The sequence below is a fragment of the Micromonospora sp. NPDC049274 genome (assembly GCF_040678875.1).
Taxonomy (GTDB): domain Bacteria; phylum Actinomycetota; class Actinomycetes; order Mycobacteriales; family Micromonosporaceae; genus Micromonospora.
The window spans coordinates 253,503-270,505 of sequence record NZ_JBFAQS010000008.1; the positions used below are offsets into that span (position 1 = coordinate 253,503).

15 protein-coding genes are annotated in these 17,003 nt (G+C 73.8%); 10 read left to right on the forward strand and 5 right to left on the reverse strand.

The features are described from left to right. Positions 1 to 379 precede the first annotated feature (379 nt). Complete coding sequence (locus AB0K10_RS17845; RefSeq protein ID WP_363684659.1) at positions 380 to 985, forward strand: DUF4232 domain-containing protein; 606 nt, start codon at positions 380 to 382, stop codon at positions 983 to 985. Here AB0K10_RS17845 and AB0K10_RS17850 read toward each other — a convergent pair. Both AB0K10_RS17850 and AB0K10_RS17855 read right to left on the reverse strand, forming a co-directional pair. Next, on the reverse strand, positions 975 to 1,871 hold the full coding sequence (locus tag AB0K10_RS17850) for an ABC transporter permease subunit (RefSeq protein WP_363684661.1): 897 nt from the start codon (positions 1,869 to 1,871) through the stop codon (positions 975 to 977). The two genes, AB0K10_RS17845 and AB0K10_RS17850, sit on opposite strands and share 11 nt — an antisense overlap. Next, entirely contained in the window at positions 1,871 to 4,735 is a 2,865-nt protein-coding gene (locus AB0K10_RS17855) for an alpha/beta fold hydrolase (RefSeq protein ID WP_363684663.1), read from the reverse strand. Before AB0K10_RS17855 ends, AB0K10_RS17850 begins: the two co-directional genes overlap by 1 nt. A 375-nt stretch (positions 4,736 to 5,110) precedes the next feature. On the opposite strand from AB0K10_RS17855, the gene AB0K10_RS17860 reads away from it, so the two are divergent. The 8 genes from AB0K10_RS17860 (at position 5,111) to AB0K10_RS17895 (ending at position 14,477) form a co-directional block, all read left to right on the forward strand. Then, complete coding sequence (locus AB0K10_RS17860) at positions 5,111 to 6,295, forward strand: hypothetical protein (protein WP_363684665.1); 1,185 nt, start codon at positions 5,111 to 5,113, stop codon at positions 6,293 to 6,295. Continuing rightward, positions 6,282 to 8,963 (forward strand): nitrate- and nitrite sensing domain-containing protein, encoded by a 2,682-nt coding sequence (locus AB0K10_RS17865; protein ID WP_363684667.1) that lies wholly within the window; start codon positions 6,282 to 6,284, stop codon positions 8,961 to 8,963. The genes AB0K10_RS17860 and AB0K10_RS17865 overlap by 14 nt, the downstream gene beginning before the upstream one ends. Further along, a complete protein-coding gene (locus tag AB0K10_RS17870) occupies positions 8,960 to 9,433 on the forward strand; it encodes a roadblock/LC7 domain-containing protein (RefSeq protein ID WP_363684669.1) in 474 nt (157 codons plus the stop codon). The genes AB0K10_RS17865 and AB0K10_RS17870 overlap by 4 nt, the downstream gene beginning before the upstream one ends. Then, positions 9,430 to 9,909 (forward strand): DUF742 domain-containing protein, encoded by a 480-nt coding sequence (locus AB0K10_RS17875; protein ID WP_363684671.1) that lies wholly within the window; start codon positions 9,430 to 9,432, stop codon positions 9,907 to 9,909. Before AB0K10_RS17870 ends, AB0K10_RS17875 begins: the two co-directional genes overlap by 4 nt. Then, positions 9,887 to 10,639 carry an ATP/GTP-binding protein gene (locus tag AB0K10_RS17880; RefSeq protein WP_363684673.1) on the forward strand — a complete coding sequence of 251 codons (753 nt, stop codon included), beginning with the start codon at positions 9,887 to 9,889 and terminating at the stop codon, positions 10,637 to 10,639. Before AB0K10_RS17875 ends, AB0K10_RS17880 begins: the two co-directional genes overlap by 23 nt. A gap of 38 nt (positions 10,640 to 10,677) precedes the next feature. After that, complete coding sequence (locus tag AB0K10_RS17885) at positions 10,678 to 11,196, forward strand: hypothetical protein (protein WP_363684675.1); 519 nt, start codon at positions 10,678 to 10,680, stop codon at positions 11,194 to 11,196. Positions 11,197 to 11,232: 36 nt separating this feature from the next. After that, entirely contained in the window at positions 11,233 to 13,452 is a 2,220-nt protein-coding gene (locus AB0K10_RS17890; protein WP_363684677.1) for an AAA family ATPase, read from the forward strand. An 83-nt stretch (positions 13,453 to 13,535) separates the two neighbouring features. After that, a complete protein-coding gene (locus tag AB0K10_RS17895) occupies positions 13,536 to 14,477 on the forward strand; it encodes a superoxide dismutase (RefSeq protein WP_363684679.1) in 942 nt (313 codons plus the stop codon). 95 nt (positions 14,478 to 14,572) lie between these two features. Here AB0K10_RS17895 and AB0K10_RS17900 read toward each other — a convergent pair whose 3' ends face one another. Then, positions 14,573 to 15,082 (reverse strand): GNAT family N-acetyltransferase, encoded by a 510-nt coding sequence (locus AB0K10_RS17900; RefSeq protein ID WP_363684681.1) that lies wholly within the window; start codon positions 15,080 to 15,082, stop codon positions 14,573 to 14,575. 117 nt (positions 15,083 to 15,199) lie between these two features. Next, on the reverse strand, positions 15,200 to 16,069 hold the full coding sequence (locus tag AB0K10_RS17905) for a hypothetical protein (protein ID WP_363684683.1): 870 nt from the start codon (positions 16,067 to 16,069) through the stop codon (positions 15,200 to 15,202). 218 nt (positions 16,070 to 16,287) lie between these two features. Between AB0K10_RS17905 and AB0K10_RS17910 the strand changes: the two genes are divergently transcribed. Beyond that, positions 16,288 to 16,503 carry a hypothetical protein gene (locus AB0K10_RS17910; RefSeq protein ID WP_363684685.1) on the forward strand — a complete coding sequence of 72 codons (216 nt, stop codon included), beginning with the start codon at positions 16,288 to 16,290 and terminating at the stop codon, positions 16,501 to 16,503. Positions 16,504 to 16,515: 12 nt separating this feature from the next. On the opposite strand, the gene AB0K10_RS17915 is transcribed toward AB0K10_RS17910, so the two are convergent. Then, positions 16,516 to 16,935 (reverse strand): DUF3263 domain-containing protein, encoded by a 420-nt coding sequence (locus AB0K10_RS17915; RefSeq protein ID WP_363684687.1) that lies wholly within the window; start codon positions 16,933 to 16,935, stop codon positions 16,516 to 16,518. Positions 16,936 to 17,003: the final 68 nt, after the last annotated feature.

Genomic DNA, 17,003 nt, shown 5'->3' on the forward strand with positions numbered 1-17,003 from the left:
GCTGCACCTCCGTGCCCGCAGGCCCCGAGCGGGGCGCCAGCCGACCTCGCCGAGGGACCGCCCCCGACCTGAACGCACTGCCCCTGCCATGCAGGCCGCGCAGCCTGTCGAGCTGTCTGTACAGCCTGTCGAGCTGCCCCGCGAATGGGGCAGCGGTGACGCCGCCCCGGATGTGGGGCAGCTCTACAGGCTTCGAACAGCGGTACACGTGCGGGACGCGCTTCGCTGCACGGGGCTGCGCGGGTGGCACGCGGGCAACGCGCGAGGGCCGGACGGACGGCGCGCCGGCCGCACGCGAGGGCGACCCGCACGGGCCGGACGGACGGCGCGTGCGGGGGGGCGGGCGGCGGGGGACGCTCTCGTGGGCGAGGATCAGCGCATGATCACCCAGACGGCAGCACGGCGACGGGCCTGCGCGGCGGTCGCGGCGGCTCTCCTGCTCAGCGCCTGCACCATCGACGATCATCATCGCAACCAGGGCGGGGACCCCCCGGGCCCGCCGCCGCCCCCGCGCGCGACCGCGACCCCGTCGGCGAGCGTCGACCCGCTGGCCAACTGCCCGGCCTCCGGCGTACGGATCCGGTCCACCGGAGGGGACGCGGCGATGGGCCTGCGCGCCCTCGGCGTGGAACTGATCAACTGCGGTGGGCGCCCCTACCAGCTCAACGGCTACCCCGTGCTGTGGGTCCTGGACGAGCAGCGCAAGCCGATCATCCTGAGTGTGGTCAACGGTGCAAAGGAGATCACGTCGGGCTTCGACCAGCCGCCGAAGCCGGTGACGCTACAGAGGGGCGAGCGGGCCGTCGCCACCGTCCTGTGGCGCAACCTGGTCACCGATTCCGAAGTGGTGGCCACCGCCGGGGCGTACCTGACTGTCGCGCCCGCCGCCGGGCAGCCGGCCCAGGAGATCGACCCGGATGGGCCCGTCGACGTGGGCAACACCGGCCGGATCGGCGTCAGCGCCTGGAGGGCGGCTACGACGTGATGTCCTTGCGGGTGAACCGCCAGAACGCCAATCCCCAGAACAGCGTGGCGTAGCTGATCGCCGAGATGCAGCCCCGGACGACATCGTCGGTCTGCACCGGCGTGGACAGCAGTCCCAGCCAGGCGGTGCTGAAGTGGGTCGGCAGGAAGTCGCGCAGCGCGCCCAGGGCGGTGATCTGGTCCAGGATGCTGGACAGGATCCAGAGCAGGACCGCTCCGCCGACCGCGCCCAGTGCGGCGTCCGTCGTCACCGACAGCAGGAACGCAAGACCGGCCACCACCAGGAGTACGACCGCCAGGTAGCCGAGCACGGCCAGCAGCCGGAGCAGCCCCTCGCCCGGCTCCAGCTCGGCGGCGACGGTGCTGCGTAGCGGCGACCAGCCGTAGCGCAGGGTGCCGGCCAGCAGGGCGGTGCCGGCCAACAGCAGCAGGGCCAGACCCGAGTACGCGAGCGCGACCACCAGCTTCACCGTCAGCAGGCGGGCCCGGGGCACCGGAACGGCAAGCAGGTAGCGCAGGCTGCCCCAGCTCGCCTCGCTGGCCACCGTGTCGCCGCAGAACAGCGCGACGACGACCACCAGCAGGAACGACGCCGACACGAAGATGGAGAAGAGGGTGAAGTTGAGCCCTCCAGAGGTGGCCAGGTCGACCAGGCTGGCGAACTCGTTGTTGCCGTTGTCGTCGTCACCGCCGGAGTTGAACTGGAAGGCGACCAGGATGATCAGCGGCAGCAGCACCATGAACCCGAGTGCGAGCTGGGTCCGCCGCCGGGACGCCTGCCGGCGGAACTCCGCCGCGAAGGGCATGGTGGCCGAGGGCCGGTAGCCCCGGGCCGCACCGGCCGGGTCGGTGACGCCCACCGGTGCCTCGACGGGAGATCCAACCATCACCTGTCACCGCTTCCCCGTGAGTTGTCGCCCACCAGGGCGAGGAACGCGTCCTCCAGGCGTCGCCGGGGCACCACCCGGTCCACGCCGATGCCGGCGCGCACCAGCTCGGCCACCACTTCGCTGCGGGCGGTGCCGTTGGTGTCCACCACGAGCTGCCCGTCGCTCTCCGGCAGCACGCGTACGCCGTGCAGCCGGTCCAGTACCGCCCGCGCCGCCACCGGGTCGGAGACGTCGAACAGCACGCTCGGCGACTCGCCCACGATCTCCTGCACCGGCCCGGACGCCACGATCCGGCCCTTGTTCACGACCACGGCGTGCGTGCAGGTCTGCTCGACCTCGGCCAGCAAATGGCTGGAGACCAGCACCGCCCGACCATCGGTGGCGTAGCGCTGGAGGACGCGGCGCATCTCGGCGATCTGCGGCGGGTCGAGCCCGTCGGTCGGCTCGTCCAGCACCAGCAGCTCGGGAAGGCCCAGCATGGCCTGGGCGATGGCGAGCCGCTGACGCATGCCGTGGCTGTAGTTCTTGATCTTTCGGTGCACCGAGTCGCCCAGCCCGGCGATCTCCAGGGCCGCGTCGAAGTGCGCGTCCTCCCAGGGCCGGCCGGTGGCCCGCCAGTACGCCTTCAGGTTGTCCAGACCCGACAGGTGCGGCAGGAATCCGGGCCCCTCCACCAGCGCCCCGATCCGGGACAGCACCGGCGAGCCGGGCACCAGCCGTCGGCCGAACACGTAGATCTCCCCGGCGGTCGGCTGGGTCAGCCCCATCAGCACCCGCAGGGTGGTGGTCTTGCCGGCGCCGTTCGGCCCGAGCAGACCCACCACCTGACCCGGGTGCACCTCGAAGTCCACGTTCGACACGGCGACGAAGCCGTCCGCGTACTCCTTGCGCAGCGCGCGCACGGCCAACGGGGTGTCCGCGTACTCCTGATGCACGGAGCGGTCCTGGCGTCGGTGCCGGCGGCGGACCACGGCGACGACCACGACGAGCCCGATCACGATGGCGGCCAGCAGGCCGGCCAGCACCCAGCGCCAGATCGTCGCCGCGGTGGGGATCGGCTCGCCGGCGACTGTGGGCAGGCTGACCGCGCCGTCCGCTGCCACCGTGTAGACGGTGGGCGCGGCCGGGGTGGTGTACGCCTGGTCGGAGCTGGCGATCACCAGTCGCAGCCGGTGCCCGGCCTCGACCCGGCGGACGATCCCGGGCAGCGTCACGGTGACCGGGCGGGCGTCCTGGACCTGTTTCGGCAGGCCGGTGAGCCGAATGGGGGCCACCAGCCCGTTCGGGAGCGTCGCCGTACCGTCGGGGTCGACGTCGTAGAGCTTGACGAAGAGCACCGCCTCCCCGGTCGGCGAGGCGGCCCGGACGGCCACCGTGGGCGCTCCCGCCACGTCGACCGCCTCGGTAAGCGGCGCCGACTCGAAGCGTGCGTGCTGGCCGGGCACGTCACCGGCCACCCCGTCCAGCAGCGAGGCGAGGCCACCGGCGAACGGGATCGAGGAGATGGCGGCCGGGTTGCCGTTCGGCGGATTGGCGATCGGCTGTGCCGGGCCGGCGACCGTGACGTCGCGGCGGGCGTTGCCGGCCAGGCCCGGATAGTCGGCGCGGCGGAAACCGGTGGCTACCAGACCCCGGTCGAGCGCGTCGAAGCCGGCGATCCGCGACCAGGTGAAGTCGTCGCCCGGCGCGTTCCCCTCGCCCTTGACGTAGTGGTCGAGCCACTGGACGGTCAGGAACTTCACCCGGTCCTCGTCGGAGCGGGGTCCGCTGCCGCCGTCGTGTCCGCCGGTGAACCAGGCGACGCGTACCGGGGTGCCGGTGGCGGCGATGCCCTTCGCGTTCGCGTCCGCCTCGTCGAGGGGAAAGAGGGTGTCCGCCTCGCCCTGCACCAACAGGGTGGGGGCCTTGATCCGATCCAGGACACCCGCCGGGCTGGAGCGGCGCAGCAGGTCCACGGCCGCCTGGTCGGCGCGGCCGGCGGTGGCGATCCGCAGGTACGCGGCGCACACGTCGGCGGCGAACCGTCCGCAGGACGGATCGGCGGCGGCGGCCGGGGCGCCCCCGGAACCGGTGCCCGGACCCTGGCCCGGCCCCGGGCTGGGCGGGCCGGCCGACGCCGGCGCCCCCTGCGGCTGGGCGGCTGTCGCACCGGAGAGCCCGGCCGGGCCGGAGCCCACGTTGCCGCCCCCACCGAAGAAGAGACCCGCCCAGCCCTTCTTGAACACGCCCTCGGTGGGCGCTCCGCCGGTGCTCTCCGGCAGGAACGCCCGGGACAGGTCGTTCCAGGTGATCATGGGCACGATCGCGTCCACCCGGCGATCCTGGGCGGCCAGCAGCAGCGCCAACCCGCCGCCGTACGAGCCGCCGACCACGCCTACCTTCGGGTCGCCGGGGGCGTCGGTGCGCACCTCGGGCCGGGCGGCCAGCCAGTCCAGCAGCCGCTGGGCGTCGCGCACCTCGTAGTCCGGGTTGTCCAGGTGGATCTCGCCGCCGCTGCGACCGAAACCCCGCGCGGTCCAGGTGAGCACCGCGTAGCCGCGCCCCGCGAACTCCTCGGCGTCGGAACGCACCGACTCCTTGGTCCCGCCGAACCCGTGCGCCAGCAGCACCGCCGGGACCTTCCGACCGGACGACGCGCCATCCGGCAGGTAGAGGGTGGTGTCCAGGTCGACGGCCTGGTCACCGGACGGTCCGGAGCGGACGGTGAGCATCGCGCTCTGGGTGCGTACGTCCGATCCCTGCGGCCACACCGCCCAGGTCACGGCGACCGCCAGCAGCACGACGACCGCCGCCGCGGCGATCACGCGACGGCGGGTGGGCAGGGCACGCCGGAACCACGCGGCCGGCGACGGCGCTCTCATGCGGCACACGGTACGGCTCGCAGCCTGAGCGTTGGCTGAGATCCGCCGTACGTCCGTCCGGTTGCCCCGATCGGTGCTCCGGGCCGGTGCAATCGCGCATCGTCCGTGGCGGGCCAGTGAGTTGAGTTCGGATCCCGTGAATTCCGATCTAACGCGGATATCACCCTCGATCCCTTCATGTCACACCCACGGGCGGGACAGAGCGTGCGCGCAACCGTGACGAACGGTGACATCGCTCGAACTGACGCAAACCTGACTCACCGGCAACCAACCGGCCCACGCGGGGTTCGGTTAGTTTTCCGGTCCGGTGGACGGGACCTGTCGGCGAGCCCGACACCGCGCCGATCCCCCGCCCGACGCCGGAGGAGACACACCATGACAGTCCCCGCGCCGCGGGCCCGTCGACGGACGTCCGTGCTGGGCCGGTCGCTGCCGCTGCTGCTCATCGTCGCGCTGCTGGCGCCGGTGGGGCTGCTCTTCGCCTCCAGCTGGCGGCAGACCGGCGACGACCGGAGCCTCGCCGACTCCGAACGGCTCGGCGTGCAGTACCTGCGCGCCCTGGCTCCGGTCACCGAGGCGCTGGTGGAGGCCCAGTCCGCGGCTGTCGCCGGACGCCCCGTCCCCGGCGAGCCGCTGACCCGTGCGGTCGAGCAGGCCGCTGCGGTGGACGCCCGCATCGGCGGGCAACTGCGCAGCCAGGAGCGATGGGCCGGGCTCCGGGCCAAGGTGGAGGCGCTGCGCGGCCGCAGCCCCGCCGACCCGGAAGCCGCCTACACCGCGTACGGCGAGGTCACCGACCTGCTGCTCGCCCTGCACGGCAAGGTCCGGGAGAGCTCGGGGCTGGGCCGGGACCCGGGCGCCGACTCGTTCTTCCTCCAGGACAGCGCCGGCCAGAAGCTGCCCGAGGCGGTGGTGGCCGCCGGCCGACTCGCCGACCTGGGCGCGCTCGCCACCCGACGACCGGCCGCCGAACGGACCCGCGGCCTCATGGAGCTGACCGGTCTGCGGGTGGCCGCCCTGGCCCCCGCGGGAGACGTGGTCGACAACCTGCGCTCCGCCGTGGACAGCTCGGAGAGCACCGACCTGGGCGCCAACGTGCTGACCCCACTGGACTCCTATCAGCGGTCCGTGGAGACGCTGGCCCTGTACTCGACCCCGAGCGCCACCGGCACCATCGACCAGGTTCAACTGACCGCCGCCGCACTCAACTCGCGAAACGCCGCGCGGCAGCTCCAGCCGGTCATCCTCGGCGAACTGGACGCGCTGCTCACCGAGCGGATCGACGGACTGGCCCGGGACCGCTGGCTGGCCGGCGGGGCGGGCGTGGCAGCCGCGCTGCTGCTGGCCTGGCTCGCCGGGCTGCTGATCACCGCCGGTCGACGCGCACGTCGGCGGGCCGCCACGCCGGACGCCGGCAGCCCTGCCGCCCCGCCCCCCGGCGACCCCTGGCAACCGCCGGTCCCGACCGGTCCACCGGCCGACCCTCGACCGCTGCAACCGGTCGGCGCGGCCCAGGAGCCGATCCTCGCGCAGTGGGGGCCGTTCGATGCTTCTCGGTAGGCTTCGGATCCGCGGCAAGCTCGCGCTACTCGTGGTGATCCCGCTGCTCAGCATGGTCGGCCTCGCGGTGCCCGTGGTGCTGGAGCGGGTGGCCGCCGCGCAACGCGCCGCCGACATCACCGAACAGGTACGGCTCGCCAGCCGGGTCGGCAGCCTCGTCCAGGACCTGCAACAGGAACGCATCCTGTCGGTCGGTTTCCTCCTCGGCCGGGTCGAACGCTCCGAACTGATCCGCAAGGCCGCCGACGTGGACGACCGGGTGGCCGACCTGCGGGCCGACGGCAGCGACGCGCTGACCGAGCGGGTCGACCACGCGCTCAACGGGGTGTCCAGCCTCGTCGACCTGCGGACGGCAGTGCTGGCCGGCGCCGCGAACCCCGGTCAGGTGATGGACGCGTTCGGCCCGGTCAACAGGGGGTTGATCGAGTCGCTGCGGCTGGTCTACAGCGTGGACACCGAGACGTTGCCCGGCCGCCAGGTGCTCGCCCTGGACGGGCTGCTGCGCGCCGACGAGGGGCTGGGCGCGTGCGCCACCCTGAGCATCCTGGTCAAGGCGATCGGCAGCCCGGACACCACCGCCGGGTACGTGGCGTGCATCGCCGCCCTCCAGGTCGACAACCTGCGCTTCCGTACCCTGATCACGCCCGAGCAGCTCAAGGTGGCCCAGCTCAACGACGCGGCGGTGGCCGCGCGTACCAGCCCCGACTTCCTGATCACCAGTGCTCGGGACCCAGCAGGCGCGGTCCGCGACGTGCCGATGGACGCGCTGTTCCCGGCCGTCCGCACGATGATCCGGCTCGGCCAGTTCGTCGAGAAGAAGCTCGTCGCCGACGTTCTCGCCGAGGTGAAGGCCGACCAGCGGCGCGCGCTGACCGCCGCGTACCTGGTGGGTGCCGCCGCGGTGCTGATCCTGGCGCTTGTGGTGCTGCTCAGCGCGGCGGTCGCGCGGACGGTGGCCCGACCGCTGACGCAGCTCACCCGCTCCGCGGACCGGGTCGCCCGGGTCGCCGAGGCGGAGTTGGTCCGGGTCACCGACGACGAGACGGAGCACGTCCAGTCGGTCCGGTTGGAGCCGGTGGTCATCCGGTCCAACGACGAGATCGGTGACCTGGCCAAGGCGTTCGACCGGGTGCAGAACACGGCGGCTCAGCTCGTCGAGCGGCAGGTCGCCGGCCGGCGCAACGTGGCGCAGATGTTCGGCCACGTCGGGCGGCGTACGCAGAATCTGGTGAGCCGGCAGCTCGCGCTCATCGACCGGCTGGAGCAGCAGGAGGCCGACGCGGGTCGCCTGGAGCACCTGTACCGGCTCGACCACATCTCCAGCCGACTGCGGCGCAACGCCGGCAGCCTTGTGGTGCTCTCCGGCTCGGCCGGCGCCGACGCGCACACCGCGCCGGTGCCGCTGGCGGACGTGGTCCGGCTGGCGCTCGGCGAGATCGAGGACTACACCCGCGTCGAGGTGCAGGTACCGGCGGGCATCGCCGCCGCTCCCGCGGTCATCGGTGACCTCGTCCTGGCGCTGGCCGAGCTGATGGAGAACGCGACGGTCTTCTCCCCGCCGCACACCCGGGTGCTGGTGGCCGGCGAGACCTCCGGGCGGGGCGCCCGGATCACGGTCATCGACAACGGCATCGGCATGAGCGAGCAGCGGATGGCCGAGGAGAACGCCCGGCTCACCCGGCGCGAACGTCTCGACCTGGCGCCGACCGAGGTGCTCGGTCTCTTCGTGGTGGGCCGGCTGGCCCGTCGTCACGGCTGGGAGGTGAGCCTGGCCGCAACGGTGGGCGGCGGGGTGACCGCACAGGTGGAGATCCCGCAGACGTCGCTTGTGGTGCGCCGCGCGGACCGGGCCGGGGTGACTGTTGCCCGGGCCGCCGTACCGGACCGGGGGCGACGGCCGGCTCTCGACTCCACCCGCGAAGCCCGCTCCCGTACCGCCGTCGCGGCGCCTGCCGGATTCGACACGGACCTGCTCAGCCGGGCCACCCGCAGCCTGGAGTCGGGCCAGTCCTGGGACGCGTTCGGCGCTCGGGAACCGGTGGACACAGGCGTTCCCGTCGCTACGGCACAGGCGCCGGCCACCGTCGTGGACAGCCCCGCAACCGCAGCCGCGACCCCGACGACGGCGACCCCGACGACGGCGGCGGGTGCGGCTTCCGGCCCCCGCGTGCGGCAGCGGGTGCCCGGGGCCAGCCTTCCCGCCTCCGCCGCGCCGGCCCGGCCGGTCGACGCCACAGGCGCCGACCCGGACGCCGCCCGCGCACTTGTCGAGGCGTTCCAGTCCGGTGTACGCCGGGCGGAGCTGAGCGTCCCGCCGGTCGCCGGCCGGCCCGTCGGATCGTGGTCGATGCGGCCGGCCACGGAGCCGGCCACCAGCGCCGGCCCCACGGTGGCGGACCCGGGCGCGACAGTCGACCTGCCCGCCACCCCGGGCGGCCTCGGCCCCACGGTGGCGGACACCGCCGGAGTCACCAGGGGTCGTCCCCGGTTGAGCCGCCGGGTGCCCGGCGCCAACCTCACGGTCTCCCCGCCCTGCCAGCCGCCCAGCACGCACCTGGGGGACCCGGCCGAGGTACGCGACCTCATCACCGAGTTCGAGGCGGGCGTCGCCCGTGCTCTCCTCGAAGTCAGCCCAGACCGTCGGAACGAAGAAGGATCATCACGGTGACCAGCCCCTTCCTGCACGACAACGTCGACCACCAGAGCCAGCCCGGCGTCGGGGACCTCAGTCCCGAGGCGCGCACGTTCAACTGGCTGCTGGACTCCTTCACCTCCAGCACGGCGGGGGTGGTGGAGGCGATCGCGGTCTCCTCGGACGGGCTGCTGATGGCCATGTCGGCGATCAAGGACCGGTCCAACGCGGAGCGGCTGGCCGCCGTGGTCTCCGGCATGACCAGCCTCGCCGGCGGGGCGGCCAGCTGGTACGCGCTCGGCGGCCTGAACCGGGTGATCGTGGACATGGCCGACGGCTACCTGCTGATCAGTGCTATCAGCAGTGGTTCCGTGCTCGGCGTCGTCGCCGACCGGTCGGCGAACCTGGGCACAGTCGCGTACGAGATGACGCTCTTCGCCGGTCGGGCTGGTGGCGCGCTGACCCCGCGACTGATCGTCGAGCTGAAGAACGCCGTCCAGCAGTGACGCCCGACGTCGCCGGCGAGGATCCGGACCCGGAGCCCGGGACCCGGATCCGCCCCTACCTGCGCACGCCGCACCCGGGTGGGGGCGGCGCGCCGGCGGCGCCGGAGCCGGAGCAGGGCGGTGACGGCCCGACAGGTCCGCGACCGTTCGTGCTCACCTCCGGACGGGTGGCCGGCGCGGATCCGGCGATCGGGCTGGAGACGCAGGTGACCCTGCGCCCGGACGGCGGCCGGTGGACCGAACCGCCGATCGGCCTGCTGGCGCCGGAGCTCCAGGCGATCATCGCGCTCTGCGCCGAGCCGATCTCGGTGGCCGAACTCTCCGCCCGGACCCGGCTGCAGTTCGGCGTTACCCGGGTCCTCGTCGGCGACCTGCGGGCCGCCGGGCACCTGGACGTACACGTCACCGACGCCAACGACGCCTTCGACCCCGACCTCATCCTGCGAGTGATTGATGGACTTCGTGCGATCTCCTGAATGGCCTGTCGTCCCGATCGGAGGACTCGCCGGCAACAGCGCCACTGCCCGCTACAGCACGGCCCCGGGCACTCCGGGAGCGGTCGGGCGTGCCACGCCGCCGCCGGCCGGGCCGCCACCGCCGTACCGGCCGCCGGCCGGCGCCGGGCCGACCAACAGGTCACCGGCGGCGCCGCCCGTGCCGGTCAAGATTCTCGTCGCCGGCGGGTTCGGGGTGGGCAAGACCACCACGGTCGGGGCGATCTCCGAGATCGCGCCGCTGACCACCGAGGCCGAGATGACAAGCGCCGGGATCGGCGTGGACGACCCGGGCGTGCGGTCGACCAAGACCACCACGACTGTGGCGATGGACTTCGGTTGCGTGACCATCGACCGCAGCCTGAAGCTCTACCTGTTCGGCACTCCTGGGCAGGCACGGTTCGGGTTCATGTGGGACGACCTGGCCCGGGGTGCGCTCGGCGCGCTGGTGGTGGTGGACAGCGCCCGGCTGGACGACTGTTTCCCGGCGATCGACTTCTTCGAGCGGGCCGGGTTGCCGTTCGTGGTCGGGGTGAACGCGTTCGACGGGCGACTGGCCCTGGAACTCGGCGAGATCCGGTGGGCGCTCGCCATCGGTGATCACGTGCCCCTGGTGCAGTTCGACGCTCGGGACCGGCTCTCGGTGCGGGACGCCCTGCTGGTCGTCCTGGATCGCGCGTTGGAGCGGGCCACCCGGGACAGGAAGGCCTGAGCCGACCGGCTCCGGCCGTGGCGGGAAGGGGTGATCTGGTGAGGGGCGACCTGGACGAGACGCTGGCCCGGCTGGCCCGGCGCGAGGAGGCGCTGCGCCGGCGGGTCACCGATCGTGACGACACCGCGCCACCGCCCGGCCCGACCGCTGGGCAGGGCCCCGCCACGGGTGGGCGCAACGCCGGGCCCGCCCGACACGACGGTCGGCACGCGGAACGGGAGAGCGTCGGCGACGTCGGATGGGGTCCGGTCGAGGAGGTCGCCGAGGCGGTCCGCCAGGTCGTCGGCGTCCATCCGGGCCTGGCGGTGACCGTCCGCGTCGAGTACGACGGTCGGACGTACCCGATGCGGGTGTCCTGGAACGGCGCGGACGTCACGGTCGGCCCGGAACCGCCGGCGGCCCCGCTGCAACCCCCGCCGTCCTGGCCGCTGTCCGGTCGGACGGTGCCCGCGTGGGCACCCGGCCCGGACGGTTTGACCCCGGACCCGGCGGCCCGCCTGGCGGAGCTGATCCGGCGGGACCCGTCGCTGCTGGACGAGTTGGATCCGCGGCGCTGATCGCCTCGCCCGGCGGACGGCGGCTACGGTCGGGCGGTGGCCCAACCCGACCTGACCCTGACGGCGAGCCTGCGGCCCGCGGCGCTGGACGCCCGACGGGGCGTCGTGCGGCTGCACCCGGAGGCGCTGACTGCCCTGGGGCTGCGCCCCGGCGACCCGGTACGTCTGGCGGGTCGCCGGGAGACCGCCGGGATCGTCGCGGCGGCCGGGGGCGACGCGAGCAGCGCCCTGCTGTACGCCGACGACCTGACGCTGGGCAACCTGGGCCTGCGGGACGGCGCCTCGGTGCGGGTGTCGCCGCTGCCGCTGACCCCGGCGGGTCGGGTCACGCTGACCGGGCCGGTGGAGGTGGTGGCGGCGGTCAGCCCCGAGATGCTCCGGCTCGCCCTGCTCGGCAAGGTGGTCACGGCGGGCGACGACGTGTCGCTGCTGCCGCAGGACGTGCTGCCGGACGCCTCGACGCGCAGCCTCGTCGAGGCGGCCCGGCGCAGCCTCGCCACCACCGTCGGCTTCGCCTGGACCAGCACTCTGCTCACCGTGGTCACCGTCGACCCGTCCGCCGGTTCGCTCGTCACCATGGACACGGTGGTCGCCTGGGAGCACGGCCCGGCCACCCACGGTGAGCCCGTCCCCGCCCGGCCGGCCGCGGCGGTGGATGCGGCCCCGACGGCCGACTCGACGCCCGACGCACCCGACGCTCCCGACGTGGACGAGCTGCCCGGGCTGCGGGCCCAGGCCGAGGAGCTGACCGAGCTGTTCGATCTCGGCTTCCACCATCGGGAGGTGCTGGGCCGGCTGGGCACCACCATCTCGCTGGGTGTGCTGCTGTCCGGGCCAGCCGGATCCGGGAAGTCGGCGCTGGTGCGAGCGGTCGCGGCCCGGGTGGGCGCCCGCGTCCACCCGCTGTGGGGGCCCGAGGTGGCAGCGCTCACCAACCAGGCCGCCGCCGACCGGCTGCGCGCCGCGGCGACGGCGGCCCGGGCGGGCGGACCGGCGGTGCTGCTGGTCACCGATGTGGAGGCGCTGGCCCCGGCGGACGAGCCCGGCCCGCTGGCCACCGTGTTCCGACAGGTGCTCGCGGAGACCGTCCGGGTCGGCGTCGCCGTGGTCTGCACCACCGGTCGGCCCGAGGCTGTCGACCCGGCACTGCGCGCACCGGACCTGCTGTCGCTGCGGATCAGCGTCCCGCTGCCCGACCCGGCCCTGCGCCGCGAACAGCTCACCGTGCTGACCCGGCAGGTACCGCTCGCCGACGACGTCCGGCTGGACGAGGTGGCCGCGCGTACCCCCGGGTTCGTGGCGGCGGACCTGGCCGCGCTGGTCCGGGAGGCCGGGGTACGCGCGGCTCTGCGCCAGAAGTCCGCGCGGACGCCGACGGTGGCGATGGCCGACTTCACCGCTGCCCTGGAGGTGGTCCGACCGACGACGATGGCCGCGTCCACCCTGGAGCTGGCGTCGGTGACCCTGGACGACGTCGGCGGCCTGACCGAGGTCAAGCAGACGCTCACCGAGTCGGTGCTGTGGCCGCTGACCTACCCGGACACCTTCGCCCGCCTCGGCGTGCAGCCACCGCGTGGCGTGCTGCTCTACGGGCCACCCGGCTGCGGCAAGACGTACCTGGTCACCGCGCTCGCCGGGTCGGGGCGGGCGAACGTGCTCTCGGTGAAGGGCGCGGAGCTGCTCTCCAAGTGGGTGGGCGAGAGCGAGCGGGCCGTACGCGAGCTGTTCCGCCGGGCCCGGGAGGCCGCGCCGACGCTGATCTTCCTGGACGAGATGGACGCGTTGGCGCCGGTACGCGGGCAGGCCAACGACGGGGGCACCACGGATCGGGTGGTCGCCGCGCTGCTCACCGAACTGGACGGGGTGGAGACGCTGCGCAATGTGGTGGTGGTCGGGGCCACGAACCGGCCGGACCTGGTCGACCCGGCGCTGCTGCGACCCGGCCGGTTGGGACGACTGGTCTACGTACCGCCGCCGGACGGGCCGGCCCGCGCGGAGATCCTGCGGGCCGCGTCCCGGCATGTGCCGCTGGCGCCGGACGTCGACCTGGCGGCCCTCGGCGCGGAGCTGACCGGCTTCTCGGCGGCGGACTGCGCGGCGGTGGTCCGGGAGGCGGCGCTCGCGGCGATGCGGGAGTCCCTGGCCGCCGCCACCGTCACCGCCGCGCACGTGGCGGTAGCGCGGGAACGGGTCCGCCCGTCGCTGGACCCGACCCAGGTCGCGTGGCTCGCCGCGTACGCCGCCGGCCGGGACTGAACATCGACCCAACCTTTTGCCGTAGCCGGAGCGTTAGCAGAGCGACACGATCCTCAGTGGAGAGATCCACTCTACGACAGGCGGTGTTCCTCTTGCGCAGGCTGCTCACTCTTCTCGTCGTCCCCCTGGTGGCGGCGGCCACCCTCAGCACTGTCGGTTCGGCGGCGACCGCGCACCCGACGACGCCGTTCCCGTCCCGGATCGCCCTCCCCGACGGGTTCTCCCCCGAAGGGTTGACGATCGGCCGGGGCACGACCGTCTACGTCGGGTCCGTCGGGAACGGCGCGGTCTGGCGGGGCGATCTGCGTACCGGGCGCGGCTCGGTGCTCATCCCGGGCGCGCCGGGCCGGGAGAAGGCCGGCCTCAAGCTCGACGAGCGGGGCCGGCTGTGGAGCGCCGACTTCTCTGCCGGCGCGGCAAGCGTCCACGACGGCGAGACCGGCGCCCAACTGGCCCACTACCAGTTCACCGACGAGCCGGGCAGCATCGTCAACGACCTCGTGATCACCGGACGCGCCGTCTACTTCACCGACTCGGCCCGTCCGGTGCTGTACGTCGTACCGCTGCTCCCGGGTGGGCGGCTGCCCGCCGCCGGCGCGGCGCGAACCCTGCCACTCAGCGGCCCGGCTGCGACGCCCGACGCGTTCAACAACGGGATCGTGGCGCTGCCCGACGGTGACCTGCTGGTCGCGCAGATGCTGACCGGCCGGCTGGTACGCGTCGACCCGCGCACCGGCGCGAGCAGTGTCTTCGACCTCGGCGGCTACTCGGTGGACCGGGCCGACGGGCTGGTGCTGCGGGGCCACACCCTCTACGTGATCCGCAACCTGACAAACGTCGTCGCGGTCGTCGGGCTGAACGCCCGCTACACCGCCGGGGTGGTGCGGCGGGAGATCACCGGCCCGGCCCTGCGGTCGCCGGCCACCGGTGACCTGCTCGGCTCGGCGCTGTACGTGGTGAACGGCCGGTTCGACGTCGAGCCCGGCCCGGACGTCGACTACGACGTCGTCCGGCTCCCGGCCTGATCGCACGGTCGGCGGTGGCCCTACCGGTCACCGCCGACCGTCGGCGTGGGGTCGGTTCGGGGAACGCCAGCAACGACGAAAGGCTGGCGCAGTATTCAGAGGGCGGGAGGCGTCGAATCCAGGCAGATTTCGGCGTGCACCTTTGCGCCGTCCTCACGCAGCTTCGCACCGCACTTTTCGAGGACGGTCACCGCGCCGATATTGTCCGGCGTCGTCTCGGCGACCACGGCCCGCATCCCGGCCCGGGCTGCCACGTTGAGCAACTCCCGCAGGGCGGCTGCCCCGACTCCCTGCCCACGCGCCGAGAGGCCGAGCCACATGCCCGTCTCCACCGTGCCGGGCTCGTCACAGCGCGTCATCCGGATCATGCCGACCACCTCGCCGCCGACGAGGATCGCGTACATCTGGGAGCCGGTCGGGCCGTCCAGGCCGGCGAAGCTCGCCCGGTGGAACTCGCGGAACGCTTCCCGGCGGGCGAGCGACCAGCCGGCGGGAGCCTCGACAGGGGGCATCACCTCACCAGGCTCGGCCTCGGCAGCCGCTACGGAGAGCAACGGCTCCAGATTCCGCTCGTCCACCGGCTCCAGCCGGACCGCACCCGCCACGTGCCGCAGTCTGCCGCCCCCATCGGCCGAAGTCCACCCCATTGGACATCCACTGGCGGTCCGGCCAGCGGTACCGGCCGGTCGGGCGGCCCGGGTGTTCCTCATCACGCTCCGTTGTCATCCGGCTGGTTCGAACTCGCAGAACACGACCGAGGCGTCGTCGGTGGGCTTGTGCCGGCGCAGCCGGTCGGGGTGATCGCGTTCGGCGTCCCGGACCCGGCCGAGCAGGGCGGCCGGCCCGTCGGCGCTCAGCAGGTCCAGCAGTCCCGTCCAGTCGGTCAGCCCGAACTGCTCAACCGCGCTGGACGCGCCGTCGCTGAGCAGCGCCGCCCGGCGCAGGGCCGCCGGACCTCGGCGGGGCGCCGTCCCGGTCACCGCGTGGAAGGCCGCGTCCGGGTCGGCCGCCGCAACCCAGTAGCCGTGGGTACGGTTCATCCGCTCCCGTTGGACGCCCACCGCGTGCCGGAAGCGCGCGACCGGGTCGGCCGTACCGGCCGGCACGGTGGCGACCGTCTGCCGCAGTTCGACCATCGCCGTGTCCAGTCGGTCGTCGGTCACCACGCTGACCTGCCCGCCGACGTCCAGCACCAGAGGGCTGTCGCAGAGCACGAGGTAGTCCACCTGGTCGCCGCAGTCGCGCAGCAGGCAGACGGTGCTGGACGGGGTGCCCGGGTGGTCGAGGTCGCACTGCCCACCGTGATCGGCACGTACGGCGAGGATGGCCGCGGCCAGATTGCTGGTCAGGCGGGCCGCCGGACGGACCGCCTCGGCCACACCGAGCCGAGCGGCCAGGTGCCGGACGTACCACTCCGGCCCGTGGACGCAGCCGGTGTCGAAGCCGTCCGGCACTGTCGCGCCGTCCAGGACACCGACCAGCGGGCCGAACTGGAAGACCAGGTCCTCGTTGACCGACCGGCCCGGGGCCGGCGCGGACGCAGAGCACACCCGCATCAACGCCGCGGCCCCCGTCGGGTTGCTGCCCCTCATCGCCCGCTCCCTCCGTCGGCCCGCGCCGCACGACGGCGGCCGGGACGGGACGTCGTGTACCCCCGGGGCCTTGCCGCATTCCTGCGCCGGCCTGGTATCGCGGCAACCGGCGTTCGTGCGGCGGCCCCGGCGGTAGCGTGACAGATGTCTGGCCTCCGTGGTGTTCCTCCGCAGGTGGGAGGGCACGTCGGGGCCGCCGTCGGCGACAGGGGGATCGCGTGTTGAAGCGGTTGCACGAATCAGGGCTCAAGGCGGATCACATGTACATGGCGGGCTTCGCCAGCATCGGTCTCTCGTTCGCCAGCTGGTTCCTCTCCAGGCACCTGGAGAAGGCCGGCGTGGCGCGCGCCGACCGGTGGGGCATCTTCATCGGCGAGTGGGCGCCGACGTTCTTCGCCATCGGCAACGGCCTGCAGGGGTACGAGAAGAGGTAGCGCCGGCGGCGGTCAGCGGCGGCGGTTGCGGGCCCGCGAGGAGCGCAGCCGGCGGAGCCGGCCGATGAGCACGGGATCGGCGGCCAGCGCCGCCGGATTGTCCAGCAGTCCGTTGAGCAGTTGGTAGTACCGGGTCGAGGAGATGCCGAAGGTGTCCCGGACGGCCTGCTCCTTGGCGCCGGCGTGCCGCCACCACTGCTGCTCGAAGGCGAGGATGGCCCGTTCGCGGGTGGTCAGGCCGACCGCCGGCGCGGCGGGCTGCGCCTCGTCGTCGGCCGCTGCGGTGTCCTCGGCCGGCGGGGCGTCGTCGGTGCTCTCGACGGGCGGTGCCGGTCGGGGGGTCGGGACGCTCGGTGTGCCGGCGCCGGCCAGGTCGCCCGGACGAGCGTCGGTGGACGGCTCGGGAGCGGTCGGGGCGGCGTCGGCGGGCATGGCGTTCAGCCTAGCCAGGGCCGCCCACTGGCGCAGTAGCCGGCACGGCCGGCACCGCACGTCGGGAA